12 protein-coding genes are annotated in these 20,406 nt (G+C 40.2%); 9 read left to right on the top strand and 3 right to left on the bottom strand.

Translation table 11 applies throughout. The features are described from left to right. The first annotated feature begins 103 nt into the window (after positions 1–103). From EZ456_RS22770 to asnS, 6 genes are all read left to right on the top strand, one after another. A complete protein-coding gene (locus tag EZ456_RS22770; protein WP_131534156.1) occupies positions 104–463 on the top strand; it encodes a hypothetical protein in 360 nt (119 codons plus the stop codon). 924 nt (positions 464–1,387) lie between these two features. Continuing rightward, a complete protein-coding gene (locus EZ456_RS22765; RefSeq protein WP_131534154.1) occupies positions 1,388–1,915 on the top strand; it encodes a ferritin in 528 nt (175 codons plus the stop codon). A gap of 1,090 nt (positions 1,916–3,005) precedes the next feature. Beyond that, positions 3,006–4,454, top strand: a complete 1,449-nt coding sequence (locus EZ456_RS22760) for a circularly permuted type 2 ATP-grasp protein (RefSeq protein WP_131534152.1) — start codon at positions 3,006–3,008, stop codon at positions 4,452–4,454. A gap of 10 nt (positions 4,455–4,464) precedes the next feature. Next, positions 4,465–5,400 carry an alpha-E domain-containing protein gene (locus EZ456_RS22755; protein WP_131534150.1) on the top strand — a complete coding sequence of 312 codons (936 nt, stop codon included), beginning with the start codon at positions 4,465–4,467 and terminating at the stop codon, positions 5,398–5,400. 95 nt (positions 5,401–5,495) lie between these two features. Further along, on the top strand, positions 5,496–6,488 hold the full coding sequence (locus EZ456_RS22750) for a transglutaminase family protein (protein WP_131534147.1): 993 nt from the start codon (positions 5,496–5,498) through the stop codon (positions 6,486–6,488). 126 nt (positions 6,489–6,614) lie between these two features. Next, entirely contained in the window at positions 6,615–8,063 is a 1,449-nt protein-coding gene (asnS, locus tag EZ456_RS22745; RefSeq protein WP_131534145.1) for an asparagine--tRNA ligase, read from the top strand. A 911-nt stretch (positions 8,064–8,974) separates the two neighbouring features. On the opposite strand, the gene EZ456_RS22740 is transcribed toward asnS, so the two are convergent. From EZ456_RS22740 to EZ456_RS22730, 3 genes are read right to left on the bottom strand one after another with little or no spacing between them, the layout of a single operon-like run. Beyond that, on the bottom strand, positions 8,975–10,636 hold the full coding sequence (locus EZ456_RS22740) for an FMN-binding glutamate synthase family protein (protein WP_131534143.1): 1,662 nt from the start codon (positions 10,634–10,636) through the stop codon (positions 8,975–8,977). Positions 10,637–10,648: 12 nt separating this feature from the next. Then, positions 10,649–10,903, bottom strand: a complete 255-nt coding sequence (locus EZ456_RS22735) for a Txe/YoeB family addiction module toxin (protein WP_131534141.1) — start codon at positions 10,901–10,903, stop codon at positions 10,649–10,651. Continuing rightward, positions 10,896–11,153 carry a type II toxin-antitoxin system Phd/YefM family antitoxin gene (locus EZ456_RS22730; protein WP_131534139.1) on the bottom strand — a complete coding sequence of 86 codons (258 nt, stop codon included), beginning with the start codon at positions 11,151–11,153 and terminating at the stop codon, positions 10,896–10,898. The genes EZ456_RS22735 and EZ456_RS22730 overlap by 8 nt, the downstream gene beginning before the upstream one ends. 127 nt (positions 11,154–11,280) lie before the next feature. On the opposite strand from EZ456_RS22730, the gene EZ456_RS22725 reads away from it, so the two are divergent. From EZ456_RS22725 to EZ456_RS22715, 3 genes are all read left to right on the top strand, one after another. Further along, positions 11,281–11,901, top strand: coding sequence for an L-threonylcarbamoyladenylate synthase (locus tag EZ456_RS22725; protein WP_131534137.1), 621 nt, complete (start codon positions 11,281–11,283; stop codon positions 11,899–11,901). Between the two features lie 1,113 nt (positions 11,902–13,014). Continuing rightward, complete coding sequence (locus EZ456_RS22720) at positions 13,015–18,786, top strand: lamin tail domain-containing protein (RefSeq protein WP_131534135.1); 5,772 nt, start codon at positions 13,015–13,017, stop codon at positions 18,784–18,786. Positions 18,787–18,794: 8 nt separating this feature from the next. After that, a complete protein-coding gene (locus EZ456_RS22715; RefSeq protein ID WP_131534133.1) occupies positions 18,795–19,715 on the top strand; it encodes a PorP/SprF family type IX secretion system membrane protein in 921 nt (306 codons plus the stop codon). Positions 19,716–20,406 lie beyond the last annotated feature (691 nt).

Genomic DNA, 20,406 nt, shown 5'->3' with positions numbered 1-20,406 from the left:
AAACCAATTTGGCAACCCGCCTAACGCTCTACGCTGAGCGCTTCCCAAATTTATTTTCGTTTTTATTTGTATTTAATCTAAATAATGCCAATTTTTGTAACCGATGGAAAAAGCGTGTATCGATATTAATGAACTGGTTAACGTATTCTCAAATACCCATGGTTCTATTTATCAATCAGATAAATTAAACTGCTTTTATGTAGATTTTGGCGGCAAGTTTGCACGCTTTAACTGCCTGTCTCTTCAAAAATTAAAAAAAGTAGTAGAGGAGATTGATATCGAAGCACTTCTTTTAAATACGCACAAGGCCGATTTCGAACTGGTTACCTTTAATGGCTGCGAACACATTTATTTATTAAGCGCTTTAGAAATCATAGCCTTAAAAGATTTATTACAAGGCACCTTTACCATGTTCAAATTAAACCACCTCATTAGCGACTGCCTGTATAGGTTGGTTTACTAGTTCAGTGGTTCATTAGTCATTTGTTCTGCAAATTGGTTAACTGCATAAATTGGTTGATCGGTTAATTGTTTAAACTGGCTAACTGCTTATATCAAAATGCCAATTGAAAATTGTTAACTGAAAATTGCCAACTTCTCTTACACTTGTTTCAGTATCCATTATGCTGGGAAGATCCTGAGATAAACTACCATTAACGTTATTCGTAATCATATAATGATAAGCACTTTATTTGCAACATACATTTCTGCCCAGCTTGGCCATAGTACTATATCTCCGTTATACTTAAATCCGGCCTAACAAATTTTTCGGGCTCTACCGCCCCAGCCATCCCCCTAGCTTTGAAAGAAAAATTTTCAGCCGGTGGTTTTTGTTTTTTCACTTGCTTTTATTTTTTTTAGATGTGTTCAAGCTAGCTTTGCTGGTCTTTTTGACACCAAAAAGAAAGAGCCAATCGGCGGCGGTGAGTCGTAGGGTAAAAAATCAATCATATTGATTTTTTACAATAAATTATCCCTCAGGATGACGATCGCGAAGTGAGTTTCGATATAACCCATTTCCTAATTCTCAATTACTCAACATAGGCTTAAATTCATTCGTAACTGCAAACTGGTCTTTTGGGTTAATTGTTTAAATCAGTTAACTGATGTCAAATGCCCAACTAAAAACTCCAAACTTATGGTTATTTCACTGGTATCTGAAAATTGTCAACTGAAAACTGATCACTATCCTTCTGATTCTCAACCAGTATCCGTCTCGCGTTATTCCGTCATCCATATTACATCCTCCATCATACACCCCACCTTATTTAAACTGATTACAAATAACTAATTATCAGCAATTTAGACTAATTTCATATAGCAAATAAATCACACAATATGGTTAATTTGATGTTACATTTGTATCATTAGTTAAGCAAAGAAAATTATGAAAGACTTAATGCGCATTAAATGTTTAATATCACAAGATATTGAAACATTATTAAATCAGCAGATCAAAAAAGAAGCTCACTCTTCATCACTATATTTATCAATGTCATCTTGGTGTGACCAAAATGGATTCGATTTTTCAGCAGATTATTTTTTAAAGCAATCTGAAGAAGAAAGAGTACATCAGTTAAAATTATTTAAATATGTTTTAGATATGGGCGGAAACGCAATATCTCCAGAAGTTTCGGGTATTAAAACCGAATTTGCCGGATTTAGAGAAGTTTTCGAAGATGCCTTAGAAGCAGAGATCGCGATTACCCAAAGTTTTAAAAACCTGGCTTCTAAATGCCATAAGGAACAGGATTTTGTAACCATGGAATTCTTAAACTGGTTCTTGAAAGAGCAACGCGAAGAAGAATACAAAGCACGTAGAGCATTAGAATTATTCGAAGTGATTGGCGAAGAAGGCACAGGAAGATGGGAAATTGATAAACACGTAAATAAAATCACTTATTCTGAAGCATAACAACAACAAAACATATATTGAAAGCTATCCCGATTAAAATCAGGATAGCTTTTTTTATACTCAGAATCCTTTTGAGGGATCGTCATTTCGACCGCAGTGTTCTAAAAGAACTCCTTTGAAGGAGAAATCTTTGAACTTTTCAAACTAAACATAGTTTATAGATCTCTCCATTCCGCTTCACTTCATCCGATAGCTATCGGATCGAGACGACGACTTTTCTATTAGAGCCCGCCATTGTATACAACCTCAACACCTGCTTAATTTGTACTTTTTACCTTCTTAAATCTTCGGGAAGTATAAAGCCATAATCATCTGTTCTCCTAGATGCCGCAGAAAAATAGGGCAGATTTAAAAGGATGTTTAATTGAACATTCTCTTTAAACCACATACCCTACAAACTGCCTCTAGTTTCTTAACCATATGAGACATAGAAGGATCATATAAGCTTTGTGGCCTTACATTTTCTTAAATTCCTTATATGGTAAAATTAAACCGTGCTTTGTCTGTCTGAGCCTGTCGAAGACAAGTAACGAAGGATCAATAATAACGGTGGCCAACTAGTCTATTTCTTTGCTCAAAGATCTCTCCATTTCAGTCGAGATGACGATAGACTTATATAGCTTCTACGCTGATCATCTTAAATCTGCGAAAAAAACATCACCCCTTTTCCCTGACAATGCAGAAAAGAAAAGCGTAGACTTAAAAGAAATATAAATGAAAAAGCTAAAAAATAAGGCGAATAAAAAGAAAAGCTCCAGTTTTACTGGAGCTTTCTTGGTTTAGGGTGTTTGGTTTATGTTGATTATGAATAAGTCTTGTAATTTTTATAAAAAAAGCGCCGTTACCAGCGCTTTTTTTAAACCAAATATATAATAATAATTAACGAGCATCACAAAAGTACAAATTTTATCCATATTAGCAAGTATTTTTATTAAAAAAATTAAAATTTTAATAAAAAATACATAAAACACTAAAATTCAGATACAAAAATTATCACAAATAGACATAAATCATATTATTATTAAATTTTTATATAAAAACATTAGTTTTTCACTTACAAAATCATAATTTAAGGAAATATTTAAGCAAAATGATAGAAGATTTTATAAAAAATTACTTTAATCATCCCAAAACTTACGATGAAATGTTCCTAAATGGTGATAACTATAGAGATCACTATTCAAACTTCATCAACAATTTCTCTAAAGAATCGCTCGACAACCTAAACAAAAAGGAAGAACTGGCCAAAAAGCTGTTCATGAGCCAGGGTATTACCTTTACCGTATATGATAGCGGCGAAGGCATAGAAAAAATCTTCCCTTTTGATATTATCCCGAGAATTATCACTTCAACAGAGTGGTCTTTTATAGAAAAAGGGATAAAACAAAGGCTAAAAGCGCTGAATCTTTTCTTAAAAGACATTTATAGCAATCAATTTATCCTAAAAGACCAGATTGTACCTATAAATGTAATTTATTCTTGTCCGCATTTTTTAAGAGAGATGCACAATGTAAATGTATTACACGATATCTATATTCATATTGCCGGAATAGACCTGATCAGAGATCACGATGGAACATTTTATGTACTGGAAGATAATCTTCGAACACCATCAGGCGTAAGTTATATGCTCGAAAACAGGGAAATCACCAAAAGACTATTCCCCGACCTCATTCCGCAATGCAGTGTAAGAAGTGTAACCGAGTACCCTGCCATATTATATAAAAATTTAATGAGCCTCTCTCCCAGAGCAGTTTCGAACCCAACAATTGTTCTCTTAAGCCCGGGCATGTATAATTCTGCATATTACGAACATACCACCCTGGCTCGCTTAATGGGCGTAGAACTGGTAGAAGGACGTGATTTGGTGGTTAAAAATCAAAAGGTATTTATGAAAACTACCACTGGCCTGCAGCAGGTTGATGTGATTTATCGTCGTGTAGATGACGACTATCTTGATCCGCTGGTTTTTAACCCAAATAGCGTACTGGGTGTTGCTGGCTTAATGGGTGCTTACCGCAAGGGCAATGTAGCCATCGTAAATGCGGTTGGCAATGGTGTAGCCGACGATAAAGCCGTTTATACCTATGTGCCAGATATGATCAGGTATTACCTGAACGAAGACCCCATATTAAAGAACGTACCCACTTACCAGCTTAGCAATCAAGATGAGCTCGATTATGTTTTTGCAAACATCAACACTATGGTGATCAAAAAAACCAATGGAAGCGGTGGATACGGTATGCTAATGGGACATGAGGCAAGCGAACAGGAAACCGAAGAATACAAACTTGAAATATTAAAAGATCCGCGCAATTTTATTGCCCAACCCACCATTAGCCTATCCTCTGCTCCATGCTTTATTAATGGAAAATTAGCACCGCGCAGGATCGATCTTCGTCCTTTCGCTTTAAACGGACCAGATGGCATTTCAATTGTGCCAGGCGGCTTAACCAGGGTCGCTTTAAAAGAAGGTTCGCTGGTGGTAAACAGCTCGCAAGGCGGCGGCAGTAAAGATACATGGGTTTTAACTTCTTAGAATACAGAATATGTTAAGTAGAGTGGCATCAAGTTTATATTGGTTAAGCAGATACGTTGAGCGCAGCGATGGTATGCTGCGCATGTTAAAAATAAATTACGCTTCCTCACAAGATACCATACAGGAATTTACCTGGAAGCCCGTAATCAGGATTTTTTCATCAGATGACGAAAATGAGCTATTGAATATCCAACACGATAGCCGGGCGGTGATAGAATACCTCTTGTTAAACCGCGAGAATCAAAATTCGATTTTAAACATCGTTACCCTGGCACGAGAAAATGCACGGAGTGTTCAGGAACATATCCCTAAAGATTTATGGCAATGCTTAAACGAATATTACCATGCAGTAAAAGACGAAAAATTATTGTGGTACGTACAAAAGGATGATCCTGTTACAGCCTTAGATGTATTGATTAAACAGGTAATGTTATATAACGGAACTGCCGACAGTGTAATGGAGCGAGGAGAAAGCAGAAGTTTTATGAACATTGGCAAACACCTGGAGAGAAGCATTCAATCGGTTGATATTTTGGACATTAAATTTAGCTCGATAAGCAGCAATCCAGATCTGTTGACCGACATATCCTACTGGAAACATTTATTGTTATCATTAGGTGGCTATGAGCTATATCTAAAAACTTACAGGCAAGGTTTCGATGCAAAAAATATCATCGAATTAGTGATGCTCAACAATGATTTTCCACGGTCGGCACTGTATGCCATGAATAATATTGAGAGATATTTTAACCGGCTAAAGAGCGAAAGTAATATCGAACATTACAACAACTTATCTTTTAAAATAGGACGTTTAAAAAGTATGATTACCTATAGCTCGGTAAATACCATGAACGAAGAGCAATTGCATCATTACCTTACAGAGATCAGGGCTGAACTTTTCGGCATCGGAAACCTGTTAAATGAATATTATTTCGCAAATTCATAAGATTATATTTTTTTTAACCACAGATGAACACCGATTAACACAGATATTATTCTTCAATTGATTTTTAAATCTGTGGTAACATAACAATAGCCAATATGCCAATTTTCAAAATCAAGCACATCACCAATTACAAATACGAATTGCCTGTTCGGGATAGTGCAAATCAGATTATTTTATTTCCGATTAAAGATGATTTCCAAAAAGTGGTTAAACACGACCTGAATATCTCCGGAAGCCCGGAAATTGAGATTTTTATCGATTATTACGGAAACGAGGTGGGCACTTTTACCCAAAACGAACCGCATACCCAACTTAAAATCTTCTCGAAAGTAAGTGTAGAAACTTTTGCCAAAGCACTACCGCAGGATGATATGTTCAGCAGCGAACAATGGAACAGCTTAAATGCGCTTAAATATGAAGTGCCTTATATTGATTATTTACGTCAGGAAAGTTTTGATGGAATTATCCAACTAAAAGAAACCGCCTTAGGTATTAAGGGACCTGAAGATACACCTTACCAAACTGCGATAAAATACTGCGCAGATGTATTTAACAATTTCGAATACATTAAAGGTGTAACTGCCGTTGATACCACTATAAATGAAATATTGAAGCTTAGGGCTGGCGTTTGTCAGGATTTTGCACACGTATTAACGGCGATGCTGCGCTTAACGGGCATTCCGGCAAGATATGTGAGCGGTTACATCTGCCCAAACAGAGATGGTATGCGTGGCGAAGGTGCAACCCATGCCTGGGCCGAAGCCTATCTGCCTGAATATGGCTGGCTGGGCTTAGACCCTACCAACAATTGCATCGTGAATGAAAACCATGTGCGTTTGGCCGTTGGACGGAACTTTACCGATTGTTCGCCAGTAAAAGGGGTTTACAAAGGCGGCTTCGAACACATCATGGAGGTAAATGTATCAGTAGGTTACAATGATGAAGATTTTAATGACAATGAAACCTACTTTCAACCGAAGGAAGTTAACTATACCAAACCTTCAGGCACGATAACCACCGTCAGAACACAAAACAGCTATCAACAATATATGGAAGCGATCCAGCAACAGCAGCAGCAACAACAGTAGTAATAGTTTGGAGTTGAGCGTTTGGAGTTTAGAGTGAGCCACTTGCTAAAAAACTGAAAACTGTGTACCGAAAACTGCCAACTGATATATTTTTTTTCTAAATTTGCGCCTTTTACAAATAACAATATGATTAAGAGACAGCAAATTAAAGATTTATTAAAGTCGACAGCATTTGACACAGAAGTAACGGTTATGGGATGGGTTAGAACTTTCCGTAATAATCAGTTTATTGCATTAAATGATGGGTCTTGCATGAGCAATATCCAGGTTGTGATCGATTTTAATAATTTACCTGATGAGCTGTTAAAAAGAATAACAACTGGTGCAGCCATTTCTGCAACTGGCAAATTAATCGAATCGCTCGGTAAAGGTCAAACTGTTGAGATTAAAGCAACAACTGTAGAAATTTTGGGTGATAGTGATCCTGAAAAGTTTCCATTACAACCGAAGAAACACAGTTTAGAGTTTTTACGCGAAATTGCTCACCTGCGTTTCCGTACCAATACTTTTAATGCCGTTTTTAAGGTGCGTCATGCATTGGCTTTTGCCATTCACCAATTCTACAACGAACGTGGTTTTGTGTACATGCATACACCAATAATTACTGCTAGTGATGCGGAAGGTGCCGGCGAAATGTTTAAGGTAACTACTTTAGATTTCGACAATACACCACGCACAGAAGACGGTAAAGTAGATTTCTCACAAGATTTCTTCGCCCGTGCAACTAACTTAACAGTATCGGGGCAATTGGAAGGTGAGTTAGCGGCAATGGCTTTCGGACAGATTTATACTTTCGGCCCTACTTTTAGGGCAGAAAATTCGAACACGACACGTCACCTGGCCGAGTTCTGGATGATTGAGCCAGAAGTTGCCTTTGCCGATTTAGAAGACAACATGCAGCTTGCAGAAGATATGATGAAGTATGTAATTAAATATGCTTTAGATAACTGCAAAGATGAATTAGAATTCTTAAACACACGTTTAGCTGAAGAGGACAAACAAAAACCGCAGAACGAGCGCAGCGAATTTAGCTTGTTAGAGAAATTAGATTTCTGTTTGGCAAACGAGTTTGAGCGTTTAACATATACTGAGGCGATCAGGATTTTAAAGTCTTCTAAACCGAACCAGAAGAAACAGTTTAAATACCTGATTGATGAATGGGGTGCCGATTTACAAAGTGAGCACGAACGTTACCTGGTAGAAAAACACTTTAAAAAACCGGTAATCTTAACGGATTACCCTGCTGATATTAAATCATTCTACATGCGCCAGAATGAGCCAGATGCAGAAGGCAGACAAACTGTTGCAGCGATGGATATTTTATTCCCAGGTATTGGCGAAATGATTGGCGGATCGCAGCGTGAGGAACGTTTAGACCGTTTAACTAAACGTATGGAAGATTTAAACATTCCGCAGGAAGAACTTTGGTGGTATTTAGATACCCGCCGTTTTGGATCTGCTCCACACGCAGGTTTTGGTTTAGGTTTCGAACGTTTAGTATTGTTCGTAACCGGAATGACCAACATTCGTGATGTAATCGCTTTCCCAAGATTCCCGAAAAACGCGGAGTTTTAGCCTTAGGGTTTAGGGTTTAGGGTTTAGGGTTTAGGGTTTAGGGTTTAGGAAAAACAAATAGCCTATTACCAAAGAAGTCAAGTTTTTAAAACTTGACTTCTTTTTTTTTATATGTAATGGCCATCTTTCCAATGTCGAGACACGAAACGTTCCTACGGAACGGAAAAAATAATCTATTTTTTTACCCATCAATCGTCCCGATGGGACGATGTAGTGAAGGCAGTTAATTATTAGTGAAGATGGTAGGCAACGGGCAATCATCATTGACAACCTTTCTATTGGAATTGCTAGTAGGGTACAGTTTTTTTAGGACAATATTGGAAGAGAGATGACATTTACACATCGTAGCGTCATTCCCAACTTGATTGGGAATCGTAATGCCTTAGTAGGGTTTGTCAGTCGTATTAAGATTCCCGCCTGCGCGGGAATGACGACCGCTCTTTGGAATCTAATGTTGATAGCTTATCTAGAAGGACAAAAGTTGTTTCATCTATCGGTTGGTGTCCCACCGACCGAAATTAAATAGTTATCTTCTTGGCTGGTGGGACACCAACCAATAAAAATTAATGCATTGCCCCACTGCAAGATTATGATTTAAACTTTTATTCCCTTGCCGTCCCAGCGGGACGCATCATGGGTAGAAATGCCAATTGAATAATTGGCATTTTCGTTCCGTAGGAACGTTTGGTGGTTTACACATTAATAATCTTCTAGCTCTGCCACCTAAACCTGATTGGAATGAAAAGCACGCAAACGAGGAACGAGTGCGGACTTGTAATGAAAGCAGGACTGAACAAAACCTAAGCACCACTGAGCTTGCTTTCCAAAAAAACTCATTCTTCCCCTGGCCAGACTTACGAAGTTTTGCCTACGCTTATGCCCTCTGAAACTTCGTAAGTCATCCCTAGCTGTTAACGCCCATCATCATGCATGGTGTCGCCATATGGATTAGCGTGTGAATAATCTACCGCCGAAACCTTATAATCAGTTGGTGCAAAACTGGCCGAAGTGCTGAGTGCCATACCCAATTCGTAACGTGTTGGATAAGGTGTTTTTAACAAACTACCTGCCGGAATATATGGGAAACTCTCTAAATAACTCTGAATTACACTCGGACTTACCCGCCTATTGATATATGCCCTGCTTAACTGATGCGTTTCTCTTAAACCTGCAGCGCCCAACAACTCTACTGCACTGGCCACGGTTAGGTTATGGAAGTTTTTAACGCGAACGGTTTTATCTTCTACCACAAGGCCTTTCATTAAACTCTGATCTTGTGTAGCTACGCCTGTTGGGCAGGTATTGCTGTTACATTCTAAAGCCTGAATACAGCCTAAAGCGAACATCATTCCGCGGGCAGCGTTGCACATATCAGCACCAAGGGCTATATTTTTAACCAGATCGAAACCTGTTGCCACTTTACCCGAAGCAATAATTTTAATGTGTTTTTTCAGATCAAAACCATTCAAAACATCATATACAAAAGCCACACCTTCGCGCAAAGGCATACCTACAGAATTCGAAAACTCCTGTGGCGCAGCACCTGTTCCGCCCTCACCACCATCAACGGTAATAAAATCAGGATAAATCCCGGTTTCTATCATGGCTTTACAAATAGCATAAAATTCGCTTTTACGACCGATACAAAGTTTAAAACCTACTGGTTTACCATCCGATAAATCGCGAAGTTTTTTAACAAATTCGATTAAACCGATAGGCGTATTAAATGCCGAGTGCGCAGGTGGCGACAATACATCTTTACCTTCGGGCACTAAACGGATCCTGGCGACTTCTGGTGTTACCTTTTTGGCTGGCAGCATACCACCATGCCCTGGTTTAGCCCCCTGCGAAAGTTTAATCTCGATCATTTTCACTTGATCGGTTTTTGCCCGCTCGGCATAAGCTTCATAATTAAAAGTCCCATCGGCATTACGGCAGCCAAAATAACCCGTACCAATCTGCCAGATTAAATCACCCCCTGGCTGACGGTGATAATCGCTGATCCCACCTTCGCCGGTATTGTGCGCAAAATTGCCCATTTTAGCACCACCGTTTAAAGCCAGAATTGCATTCTGACTTAATGAGCCAAAACTCATGGCTGATATATTGTAAATACTCGCAGAATAAGGTTTTTTACAATCTGGCCCACCAACAGTAACACGTGGATCTAAATTTAATTCGTGGTGAGAAATAGCGGCAATACTATGACTTAACCATTCATAGCCATTATCGTAAACATTTAACTGTGTTCCGAACGGAATGGTATCATTATCTTTTTTAGCACGTTGATAAATTAATGAACGGTTTAACCTGCTATAAGGCGTACCATTCGTATCGCTTTCTACAAAATACTGGTAAACTTTCGGCCTTAATTCTTCCATAAAGTACCTTAAACGGCCAAAAACCGGGTAGTTCCTTACGATACTGTGCTTGGGCTGGTATAAATCGTAAACACCAAGAATTACAAAAGGACCTGTAAAAATGAATGTCCACCATAAAAAGGGATGATACATGCCCAGCATAATGGTTAGGGCAACTAAAAATGCGGCAATTGCGACGAAAGCTTTTCTCATGTTTTGTTATTGTTAAGTATGGTATCTGCATTGTAGAAAAATAATTTTGTTATCTTCTACTTTGTATACCAATCTGTGCTCTAAATTAATCCTCCTTGAATACCATCCAGAATATTGATGTTTTAATAGTTCAGGCTTCCCTGCACCTTCAAAAGGAGTGCGCTCTATTTCTTTTATAAGGGCATTTATTTTCTTGAGAATCGATTTATCAACCGATTGCCAATAGAGATAATCCTCCCATGCGCCCTCAAGAAATAATTCAATCATGATCAATCAAGTCCTGCTCCTTCGCTAAACCATTCTCATAATCTTTTAATCCTTGCTCCAGCCTAAGCGCATTTTTTGGACTTTTTACTAGATAAAAAGTTTCTTGCATACTATCATAATCCGCTTTAGAAAGAACTACAACATCTTCCCCTTTCGCTCTAGTAACAAACAAGGGCGTGTGATTAGAAAAAACCTTATCTAAATAAGACTTTAAGCTTTGCCTAAATGAGGTATAATTTGTGATTTCCATGTTAATGTTTATAATACCCAAAAATAAAGATAATAAAAAAACTGTACAACTATTTGTACATATTTAACATCTATATGATTAATATGTTCTTCAAACAACAAACGTATTAATTTGTTATTTTTGCATTATGCTTATTAAGATCTATCCAGAAAACCCCAACGAAAAAGCCATTGAACAAGTTGTTGAAGTATTGAAGAAAGGGGGTTTAATTATCTATCCAACTGATACGATTTACGGTTTGGGCTGCGATATTACCAATCCAAAAGCTATTGAAAAAATCTGCCGTATACGTGGTATAAAACCCGAGAAGGCCAATTTTTCTTTCATCTGCCACGATTTAAAGCATATTTCTGATTACATCAAACCCATTGACAATACCACTTTCAGGGTTTTAAAGAAAGCTTTACCAGGGCCATTTACGTTTATCTTTAATGCCAATAACAACGTACCCAAGTTACTCAGTTCTAACAAAAAAACGGTCGGTATCCGTGTACCTGATAATAATATTGCACGCTGTATTGTAAAAGAACTGGGCAATCCCATTCTATCTACCTCAATAAAGGATGATGATGACGTAGTTGAATATTCTACCGACCCGGAATTGATCCACGAAAAATATGAAGATTTGGTTGATCTGGTAATCGACGGTGGTTATGGCGATAACGAAGCATCTACCGTAATTGATTGTACCACGGGCGATTTCGAAGTAATTCGTGAGGGTAAAGGGAATATTGAGGAATATTTATAAGATCTTGGTATATTGTATTGCATTTTTTGGAAGTGAAAGTTCCGGTTACCCGTGGCGGCCTCCTGCCCTGCTTTACACTTCAAGTCCTCCCTATAATGTAGACACAATTCCATTCTTCTTGCGTCATTCCCGTGAAAACGGGAACCACAAAGTGCTCAACGAAGTTAATCTTAAAGCCTCACACATAGCTCATTAAACTTTCTTCTTGCATTAAGATTGCCAGTCAAGCTGGCAATGACGGTCAATGCTAAGGATATTGCAAAAGATGTGTCCTCAGTAGGTTTTACATCGAGATTCGGGCTTTCCGTTTCATTCAGTGATTGGTGAGGGTAAAGGGGATACTGAGGAATACCTGTAGCAATCTTGTGATGTGAAGAGTTTTTAACCACAGATGAGCACAGACGCACACAGATTTAAGTTTTTTATATCTTTAAGACAGTTTAGGCATCATGCTAGCTTCCTTAAAAATCCCACAGGCCCTACCGAAGAACGCCGTCAATCCCAGGTGGCAGGAAAATCAAAAAAACAGTTGCAGAAAAGAACAGTTTGCATTGCCAAACCTAAAACGTAGTGGTTTTGTGTTCACAAGCATAAATTTAGCTTTAAAGAGCATTGAACACAAAACGAAGTGCCACTGTTTTTTTGATGAGCGAGGGGCGGTGAAAAGCCACATTGCTGGATTGACAAAGCGCTTTGGGTACTTTGGCGCTCCAAAGTACCATGCCCCGCGGCATAGAGCGGAAAAAATAATCTTTTAATAATTATGTTCAAATGATAGTTTTTTTCGGAGCCAAGGTTTTTTAATAGCAGGATGGATGCTGAAATGAATTCAGGACGATCGGCCTTAGGTAAAGGGATTAAAAAACAGGTCCTTCGACAGGCTCTCCGTAGGAGTCCTTTGGACAGGATGACAATCTATGTTTATGATACATCTCGATGGATCTTTTAGCCAATAATCCGGATAAAACACCGTAAAAAAATCACATTAACGTCTGCACAACCAAAAAATTACCCTATATTATATTTATTTTTCCACATTTTACCGAATTAACATTAAGTTAATCTGATAATAAGGCAATTGCATATACATTTGTTGTAAACAAAACTTATTATATGAAAAGACCTTTACTTCTCATTTTATTTTTCCTGGTTTTCTCCAATTATTTATCTGCCCAAGTTTCATTAACGGCAATAAATACAGCTAAATCAGAAAATTTTGACGGCATGACTGCAACAGGCACTTCGGCAGTTGCTGGATGGAGCGCCGTTAAAGCCAGTGGCACAGGTACCGCAGCTGTTGGTTCGGCTTTAACATTAACGGTTTATACCGCTTCGTCAAATGCTGGCGCCGTTTACAATGCAGGGACAGCCGGAGCAGCCGACCGTTCGTTAGGAAGCCTTGCCTCTGGTTCGTTGGTACCAAGATTTGGTGCCGCATTCCAGAATAACACCGGTGCAACCGTAACTTCAATCGATTTATCAGGTGTTATGGAACAGTGGAGAACTGGTTCAACAGCTACGGTTAACGAAAAACTAAATTTCGAATACAGTTTCAATGCCACAAGCATTGCCGATGCATCGGGCACCTGGTTACCGCTTACCGGCATGGACCTTAACGAAAAGTTAACCACAACTACCGCAGCAGCTGGTATTGATGGAAACTTACCTGCAAACCAAACCGCTATTTCGGGAAGCATATCCGCAATTACCTGGGCAAATGGCGCCACGCTTTATATCCGTTGGACAGATACCGACGATTTAGGAAGCGACGGTATTTACACGATCGACGATTTTAGCATCACCCCAAAAGGCAGTGTTACCGCTACACCGGTTTTATCAGCATCAAATAATTCATTGGTTTTTGGCGATCAAAACATCAATTCAAATGCTACAGCACAAAGTTACACTTTAGGTGGAGCCAATTTAACGGCAGGCGTTTCAGTAAATGCTACAGCACCTTTCTTTGTTTCGAAAGACAATACTACTTTCAGCAATTCAATCAGCTATACTGCAGGCGAGGTTGCTGCATCGCCAATGGTATATGTGCGTTTCAGTCCAACAGTTGCTGGCAATGCCAGCGGCAATATTACCAATACAAGCACTGGTGCTACCCCTGTTAATGTTGCGGTAACCGGAAATGGACTATCAACAATTTTAACGGTAAACCAAACTGCTTTCGATTTTGGTTCGCAGAATACAGGTACCAATTCTACAGCACAAACCTTTACCCTGAGTGCAACGGGCTTAACCGATGTTGTAAATATTACCACAACAGCACCTTTTTATCTTTCTAAAGATAATGTTACCTATAGTACTTCCTTAGTTTATACTGTGGCTGAGCTTGCAGCAAGCAAAACGGTTTCGGCACGTTTTAGTCCGACAGCAGCTACCGCAGCATCGGGTAATATCAGTATTTCGAGCACTGGTGCAAACACGCAGAATATTACCACAACAGGTGTGGGCACAACACCACCCGCAGCGCCAACGCATGTTGTCATATCAGAAGTTTATGGTGGCGGCGGAAACAGTGGTGCAACCTACAAAAACGACTTTATCGAATTATATAACCCGGGCAACACAGCAGTTGATTTAACAGGCTGGAGCGTTCAGTATTTAAATGCTGCCGGAACAGGAACCTGGGCCAAAACAGATTTAACTGGAAGTATACCTGCAAAAAGTTTCTATTTGGTTCAGGAAGCTGTTGGAGCAGGTGGAACCGTTAATTTACCTACACCCGATGCAACCGGAACATTAGCCCTTTCGGGTACCACCGGAAAAGTAATTTTAAGCAGTGCTAACGTGCTTTTAACTGGTGCTAACCCATCAACCGCTGTGGTAATAGATAAAGTAGGTTTTGGCCCAACCGCCACGGGTTTTGAAACCGCGCCTACGCCTTTAATTTCCAATACCACTGCTATCGAGCGTAAAGCAAGTGCAACTTCAACAGCGGCTACTTTAGCGGTAGGTGGTGCAGAAGAATTTAATGGAAATGGTTACGATACCGATAACAACAGTAGCGATTTTGTAGTTACTGCCCCAAATCCGCAAAACACTTCGATAAAAGAACCAACTGGCGCCAATCATGTGGTTATTTCTGAAGTTTATGGCGGTGGTGGTAACAGCGGTGCTACCTATAAAAACGACTTTATCGAATTATACAACCCAACACTTACAGCTGTCGATTTAACCGGCTGGAGCGTTCAGTATGCAAGTGCTACAGGTACAGGCAGCTGGGCAGCAACCACCTTATCGGGTTCTATTGCTCCAAAAGGTTTTTACCTGATCCAACAGTCAGCAGGCACAGGTGGTACAGTAAATTTACCAACACCTGATAAAATTGGCACACTTAACTTATCGGGCACAACCGGAAAAGTATTGTTAAGCAATTCGGTTACCCCTCAAACAGGTGCCAATCCAGTTAGTGCAAATATTATTGATAAAGTTGGTTTTGGAACAGCAAATGGCTACGAAGGTATTGCCCCTGCACCTGCTACAACCAATACTTCATCAATAGAAAGAAAAGCAAGCGCAACATCAAATGCCACCACCATGGGTATTGGCGGTACAGAAGAATTTGCAGGTAATGGATACGATAGCGATGAAAATTCGTTAGATTTTGTGCTGAGGGCACCAAATCCGCAAAACAGTTCGATAACTGAGCCAGCTTCGATGTCTGGCCCATACTTAGTTGTCACGCCAAAAACCTTAGCTTTCAGCAATCAGGCCATAAACACCACTTCAGCAGCTAAAACTTATGTATTATCTGCCGGAAACCTAACCAACGCCACTACTTTAACTACAGCGGCACCTTTTTCTATTTCGAAAGATAATGTTACCTTTTCTACCACATTAAGTTATAGTGTTGCAGATTTGGCAACCAACAAAACTGTTTATGTAAAATTTAGCCCAACGGCTGTGGGTAATTCTACTGGTGCCATTTTACATGCAAGTGCGGGTGCAACTTCAGTTTCACTTTCATTAACTGGTCCGGCTGTTGATCCTAACCAAACGGCTTTCAACTTTGAAAACTGTACGACGGTTGGTAGTGCTGCCCTATCCGATGGCTTTTATCAATACAGCGTAACCGGTGCACAAACCTGGGGCTGTACCACTACTTTCGGCCATGATGCGGCCGACCCAACAGGTGTGGCAAGCGCAGGAAATGCCCTTCAGATTAATGGTTATTCGGGTGGTAATATTTTGAATGAGGATTGGTTAATTTCGCCAGCCTTGAATATCGCTTCGTTTAACTATGCTATTTTATCTTTTTGGACAAGATCAGCTTTCGCAGGAGATAAATTACAACTCAAAATCTCGACAAACTATACCGGTTCAGGTAATCCTGCATTGGCCACATGGACCAGCTTAGACGGTAAATTTCCTGAAACGGGTACCGATAAATGGACAAAATCGGATAATATAAACTTATCAGCCTATAAAGCAACACCAATTTATGTGGCTATTGTATATAATTCTACTACCTCATCGGCCAGCCGCTGGACAGTTGATGATTTTGCCGTAACCAATTCGAACACCCCACCTGCTGTTGATATTAGCACTTCGCCATCAAGCGTTAGCTTTGGTTTCCAGGCAGCCAATACCACTTCGGCGGCCAATACTTTCGGTTTTTCTGCAGGTAACTTAACTGGCGATGTAACCTTAACCGCTCCGGCTAATTTCACACTATCAAAAACCAGTACCGGAGCATATACCAGTACAATAACTTACCCAAAAGCCGATATCAACAATACTTCACCTACAGTTTACGCTAAATTTTCGCCAACCATAGTGAATACCAGTTATACCGGAAATGTAAGTATTGCCACTGCTGGTTCGGCAAACAAAACAGTTGCCCTTAGCGGAAACACCTTCGATATTGCCAATACCTTAGAAGTCGTAAACTGGAACATCGAATGGTTTGGTAGCCCTGCCCAAGATCCATCGAACGATGTGTTGCAGGCGGCCAATGTTAAAACCATCATAAACAACCTCAATGCAGATATTTATGGTCTGGCCGAGGTGGTAGATACCACCTTGTTCAGAAATACAGTTTTACCTGCAGGCTATAATGTGGTGTTCAGTGAGTTTGGATCGTATGCCGATGATAAAACCGATGCCGACTATCCATCGGCACAAAAACTGGCTTTTATGTACCGCACCGATCTGATTAAACCCATTTCAACTTTAGGCATTTTAAGAGATACCTATAACCCTGCTGTACCAGCAACGAGTGCCGATGGTACCCCATATAAAAACTGGTCATCGGGCCGTTTCCCTTACATGATGCAGGCGCAGGTAAAAATCAACAATAAATTGGATACGGTTTATTTTGTCGAGCTTCATGCCAAAGCAAACACAGGCCCAACAGCCGATCAGATTGATGCTTATAACCGGAGAAAAGGCGGAAATAAACAATTAAAAGATTGGTTAGACGCTAACCTTGCGGGCAAAAAAGTGATTATTCTTGGCGATTTTAACGATGTATTAGATGCCGATAAAACCATCGCGCCAATGCCGCCGGGTACAGGTACTTCCTATTCAGATTTTACGCAGGATGCGGCCAATTATTTCCCGGTAACCTTACCTTTAAGTTTAGCAGGTAAACAATCTACAGCTGGATTTAATACCGTAATTGATAACGTAATCGTCACGAAAAGCCTTAACCTCAACTACATTCCAGCCTCGGCCGAGGTATTGGACGCAGTTAAAAACCTGGTAACCAATTACAGTTCTACCACAACCGATCACTATCCAATTAAAACAAGATATTTATTCGGCAATGGCGTTCCAAGCCTCAATGCTGTGGCAAACCAGGCCGTTTGTTATACCCCGGCCAATCAAACCATTGCTTTAACCGGAATTTCTGCTGGTCCTGAAACTGCGCAAAACACAACACTTTCTGTTACTACTGATAACGCTAACCTGTTTGATGTATTAACCGTAGCTGCAAATGGAACTGATAAAGGTACCATCACTTACCACCTAAAAAACAATGTAAGTGGTGTAGCCAATATTACGGTTACCGTAATGGATAACGGAGGAACAGATTTTGGAGGGATAGATAAAACCACTAAAACTTTCAAATTAACGGTTACCTCTACTGCTACAGCAAGCATTACAGGTACAGCTGCAGTTTGCTTAAACGGAGCCGCTCCAACCATCACCTTTACCGGAGCAAACGGAACTGCACCCTATACTTTTACCTACAATATTAACGGCGGAACAAACCAAACCGTAAGCACTACAGCAGCAAGCGCATCGGTAACGGTTTCGGCACCAACTAATGTAGCAGGTACATTTGCCTATAATTTAGTAAATGTTAAAGATGCAAATTGTGGTCAGGCACAAACCGGAACAGCAACGATAACCATATACGCTTTACCTGTAGTTTCCATCAGCAGCAATAAAGGTGTAACCATCTCTAAAGGCGATGCCTTGGTTTTAACTGCAACTGGCGGTACACAATACAGCTGGACGGGTGCTGAAATTACCAACGGACAAAACACCGCATCGGCAAGCATCAGGCCAAAACAAAGCGGCACTTATAAAGTAACCGTAACCAACGCCAGTGGCTGTGTTAGCGATCAAACCATTTCGATAACCGTAACCGAAGATTATAAGTTAGAAGCCAGTACCGTAGTTACACCAAATGGTGATGGATACAATGATAAATTTATCGTAAAAAACATCGATTATTATCCAAACAATACCCTGAAGATATTCGATAAGGCCGGGCGGGTTTTATATACCAAACAAACTTATACCAACGATTGGGATGGAACAGTAAACGGTAGTCCGCTGAGCGAAGGCACCTACTATTACATCATTGATCTGGGCAAGGGCATCGGTACTTTTAAAGGTTTTATCAACATCATTAGAGACTAATTACAGACATGAAAGCAATTACAAAAAACATAAAGCAAATGCGTCGCGTAACGTTTCTATTTGCAGCCAGTACATTATTTTTAACTACAGTGAAGGCGCAGATCCTTCCGCTCAATGCACAATATTTCCAGAACCGCTACCTGGCTAATCCATCAATGGCGGGTATTACTGAAGGTTTTAACATCAACGGCAGTTTCCGCAAACAGTGGTCGAACATTCCAGGGGCACCCATTACCCAGAGCGTAACTTTAGATCAACAGCTCAACAAAGTGGGTTGGGGCGTAAATGTGTACAACGAGAAATCTGGCGGTCTACAGCGCACCAAAGCTGTTGGAACCTTTGCATACCACCTCCCGTTAAACAACGACGACCAGAAATTAAACTTCGGGATCTCTTTTGGCGCAAGTCAGGATAAACTGGATTTGAGCAGTGTAAGAAACAGCGACATTAACGATCCATCCATCGCCCGTTTTAACGATCGGGGTTATTATTTAGATGGCGATTTCGGGATCTCTTATACCTCGAAAGGATTAACTGTTGAAGGTGCCGTTCCGAATATGCGTTCTGTTTTTAGAAAAGACGATTTAAACTTTGCCGATAAACCAACGTTTTATTCGGCGGTGAGTTATAAGTTCATGTTGGGATCAGGTATAAACGGCATCAGCCTGGAGCCTAAAGGTGTTTTCAGGGGCATCAAAAATTACGATAATTTATGGGATGCTGGTGTAAATGCAAATTTTGCCAACGATAAATTATACGTAATGGCCATGTACCACAATACACAGAATGCTACTTTTGGTTTTGGCATGAACTACAAATCGACCTTATATTTTATGGCTTATTACAATACCGCAACTTCAGCTATCAGTGGTTACACCGACGGCGATTTCGAAGTGAATATTCGGGTAAATATTGGTAAGAAGCCATAATTTGTTTTAAAAAAATGATCGTCATCCGATAGCTATCGGATCCCGCGCAGGCGGGGATCTTAATGCAACAATATGCGTTATATTGAACTCTTTTAAGTTTTAAAGAACGGTCGTCATCCTCGCGCAGGCGGGGATCTTAATGCAAATAAACATCAACCTCCCGGATTCATTCGGGAGCGACACCATAAAGCCGCAGCTCTCCTGACCTGCGGCTTTTTTATTGATCGTATTCCCACCGATCCGCATAAACCCCTATCCGCCTATCGGCACCTTTCCCCTGAAAGGGAAAGGGCTAAAAAAGAAAACTCACCGCACCCTGCAATATGCTCCCTCCTACCTGCACCCTGTTATCTGGCATAGCAGATTTTCTTAGTAAGAATCAGTCGTCATTTCGACTGGAGTGCAACGAAATGGAGAAATCTTTATAATATGTTTAAGCGGGAAAGTCCAAAGATCTCTCCACTGCGGTCGAGATGACGACCCGGCGTGCCCCTCATAGTTTCAAAGTAATCAATCTACGGATGCCTGTCTCTGCACCCTACAATATGCACCCTGCTATCCGGCATAGGAGATGATGGAAGGAGAAAACGTTAAAGCTTTTGCAGCTCCTCTCAACCTACCACAACCCCGAGGCAGCACGCCCTTTCCGACCCTTTGTAAGCCTGTCCCGAACATTCTTCGGGAGGGCTTG

This window comes from Pedobacter psychrodurus (assembly GCF_004331735.1).
In the GTDB taxonomy this organism is placed as follows: Bacteria; Bacteroidota; Bacteroidia; order Sphingobacteriales; family Sphingobacteriaceae; genus Pedobacter; species Pedobacter psychrodurus.
Note: the sequence above shows the minus strand (reverse complement) of the source record. Positions and strands in the feature narration are given on the sequence as shown.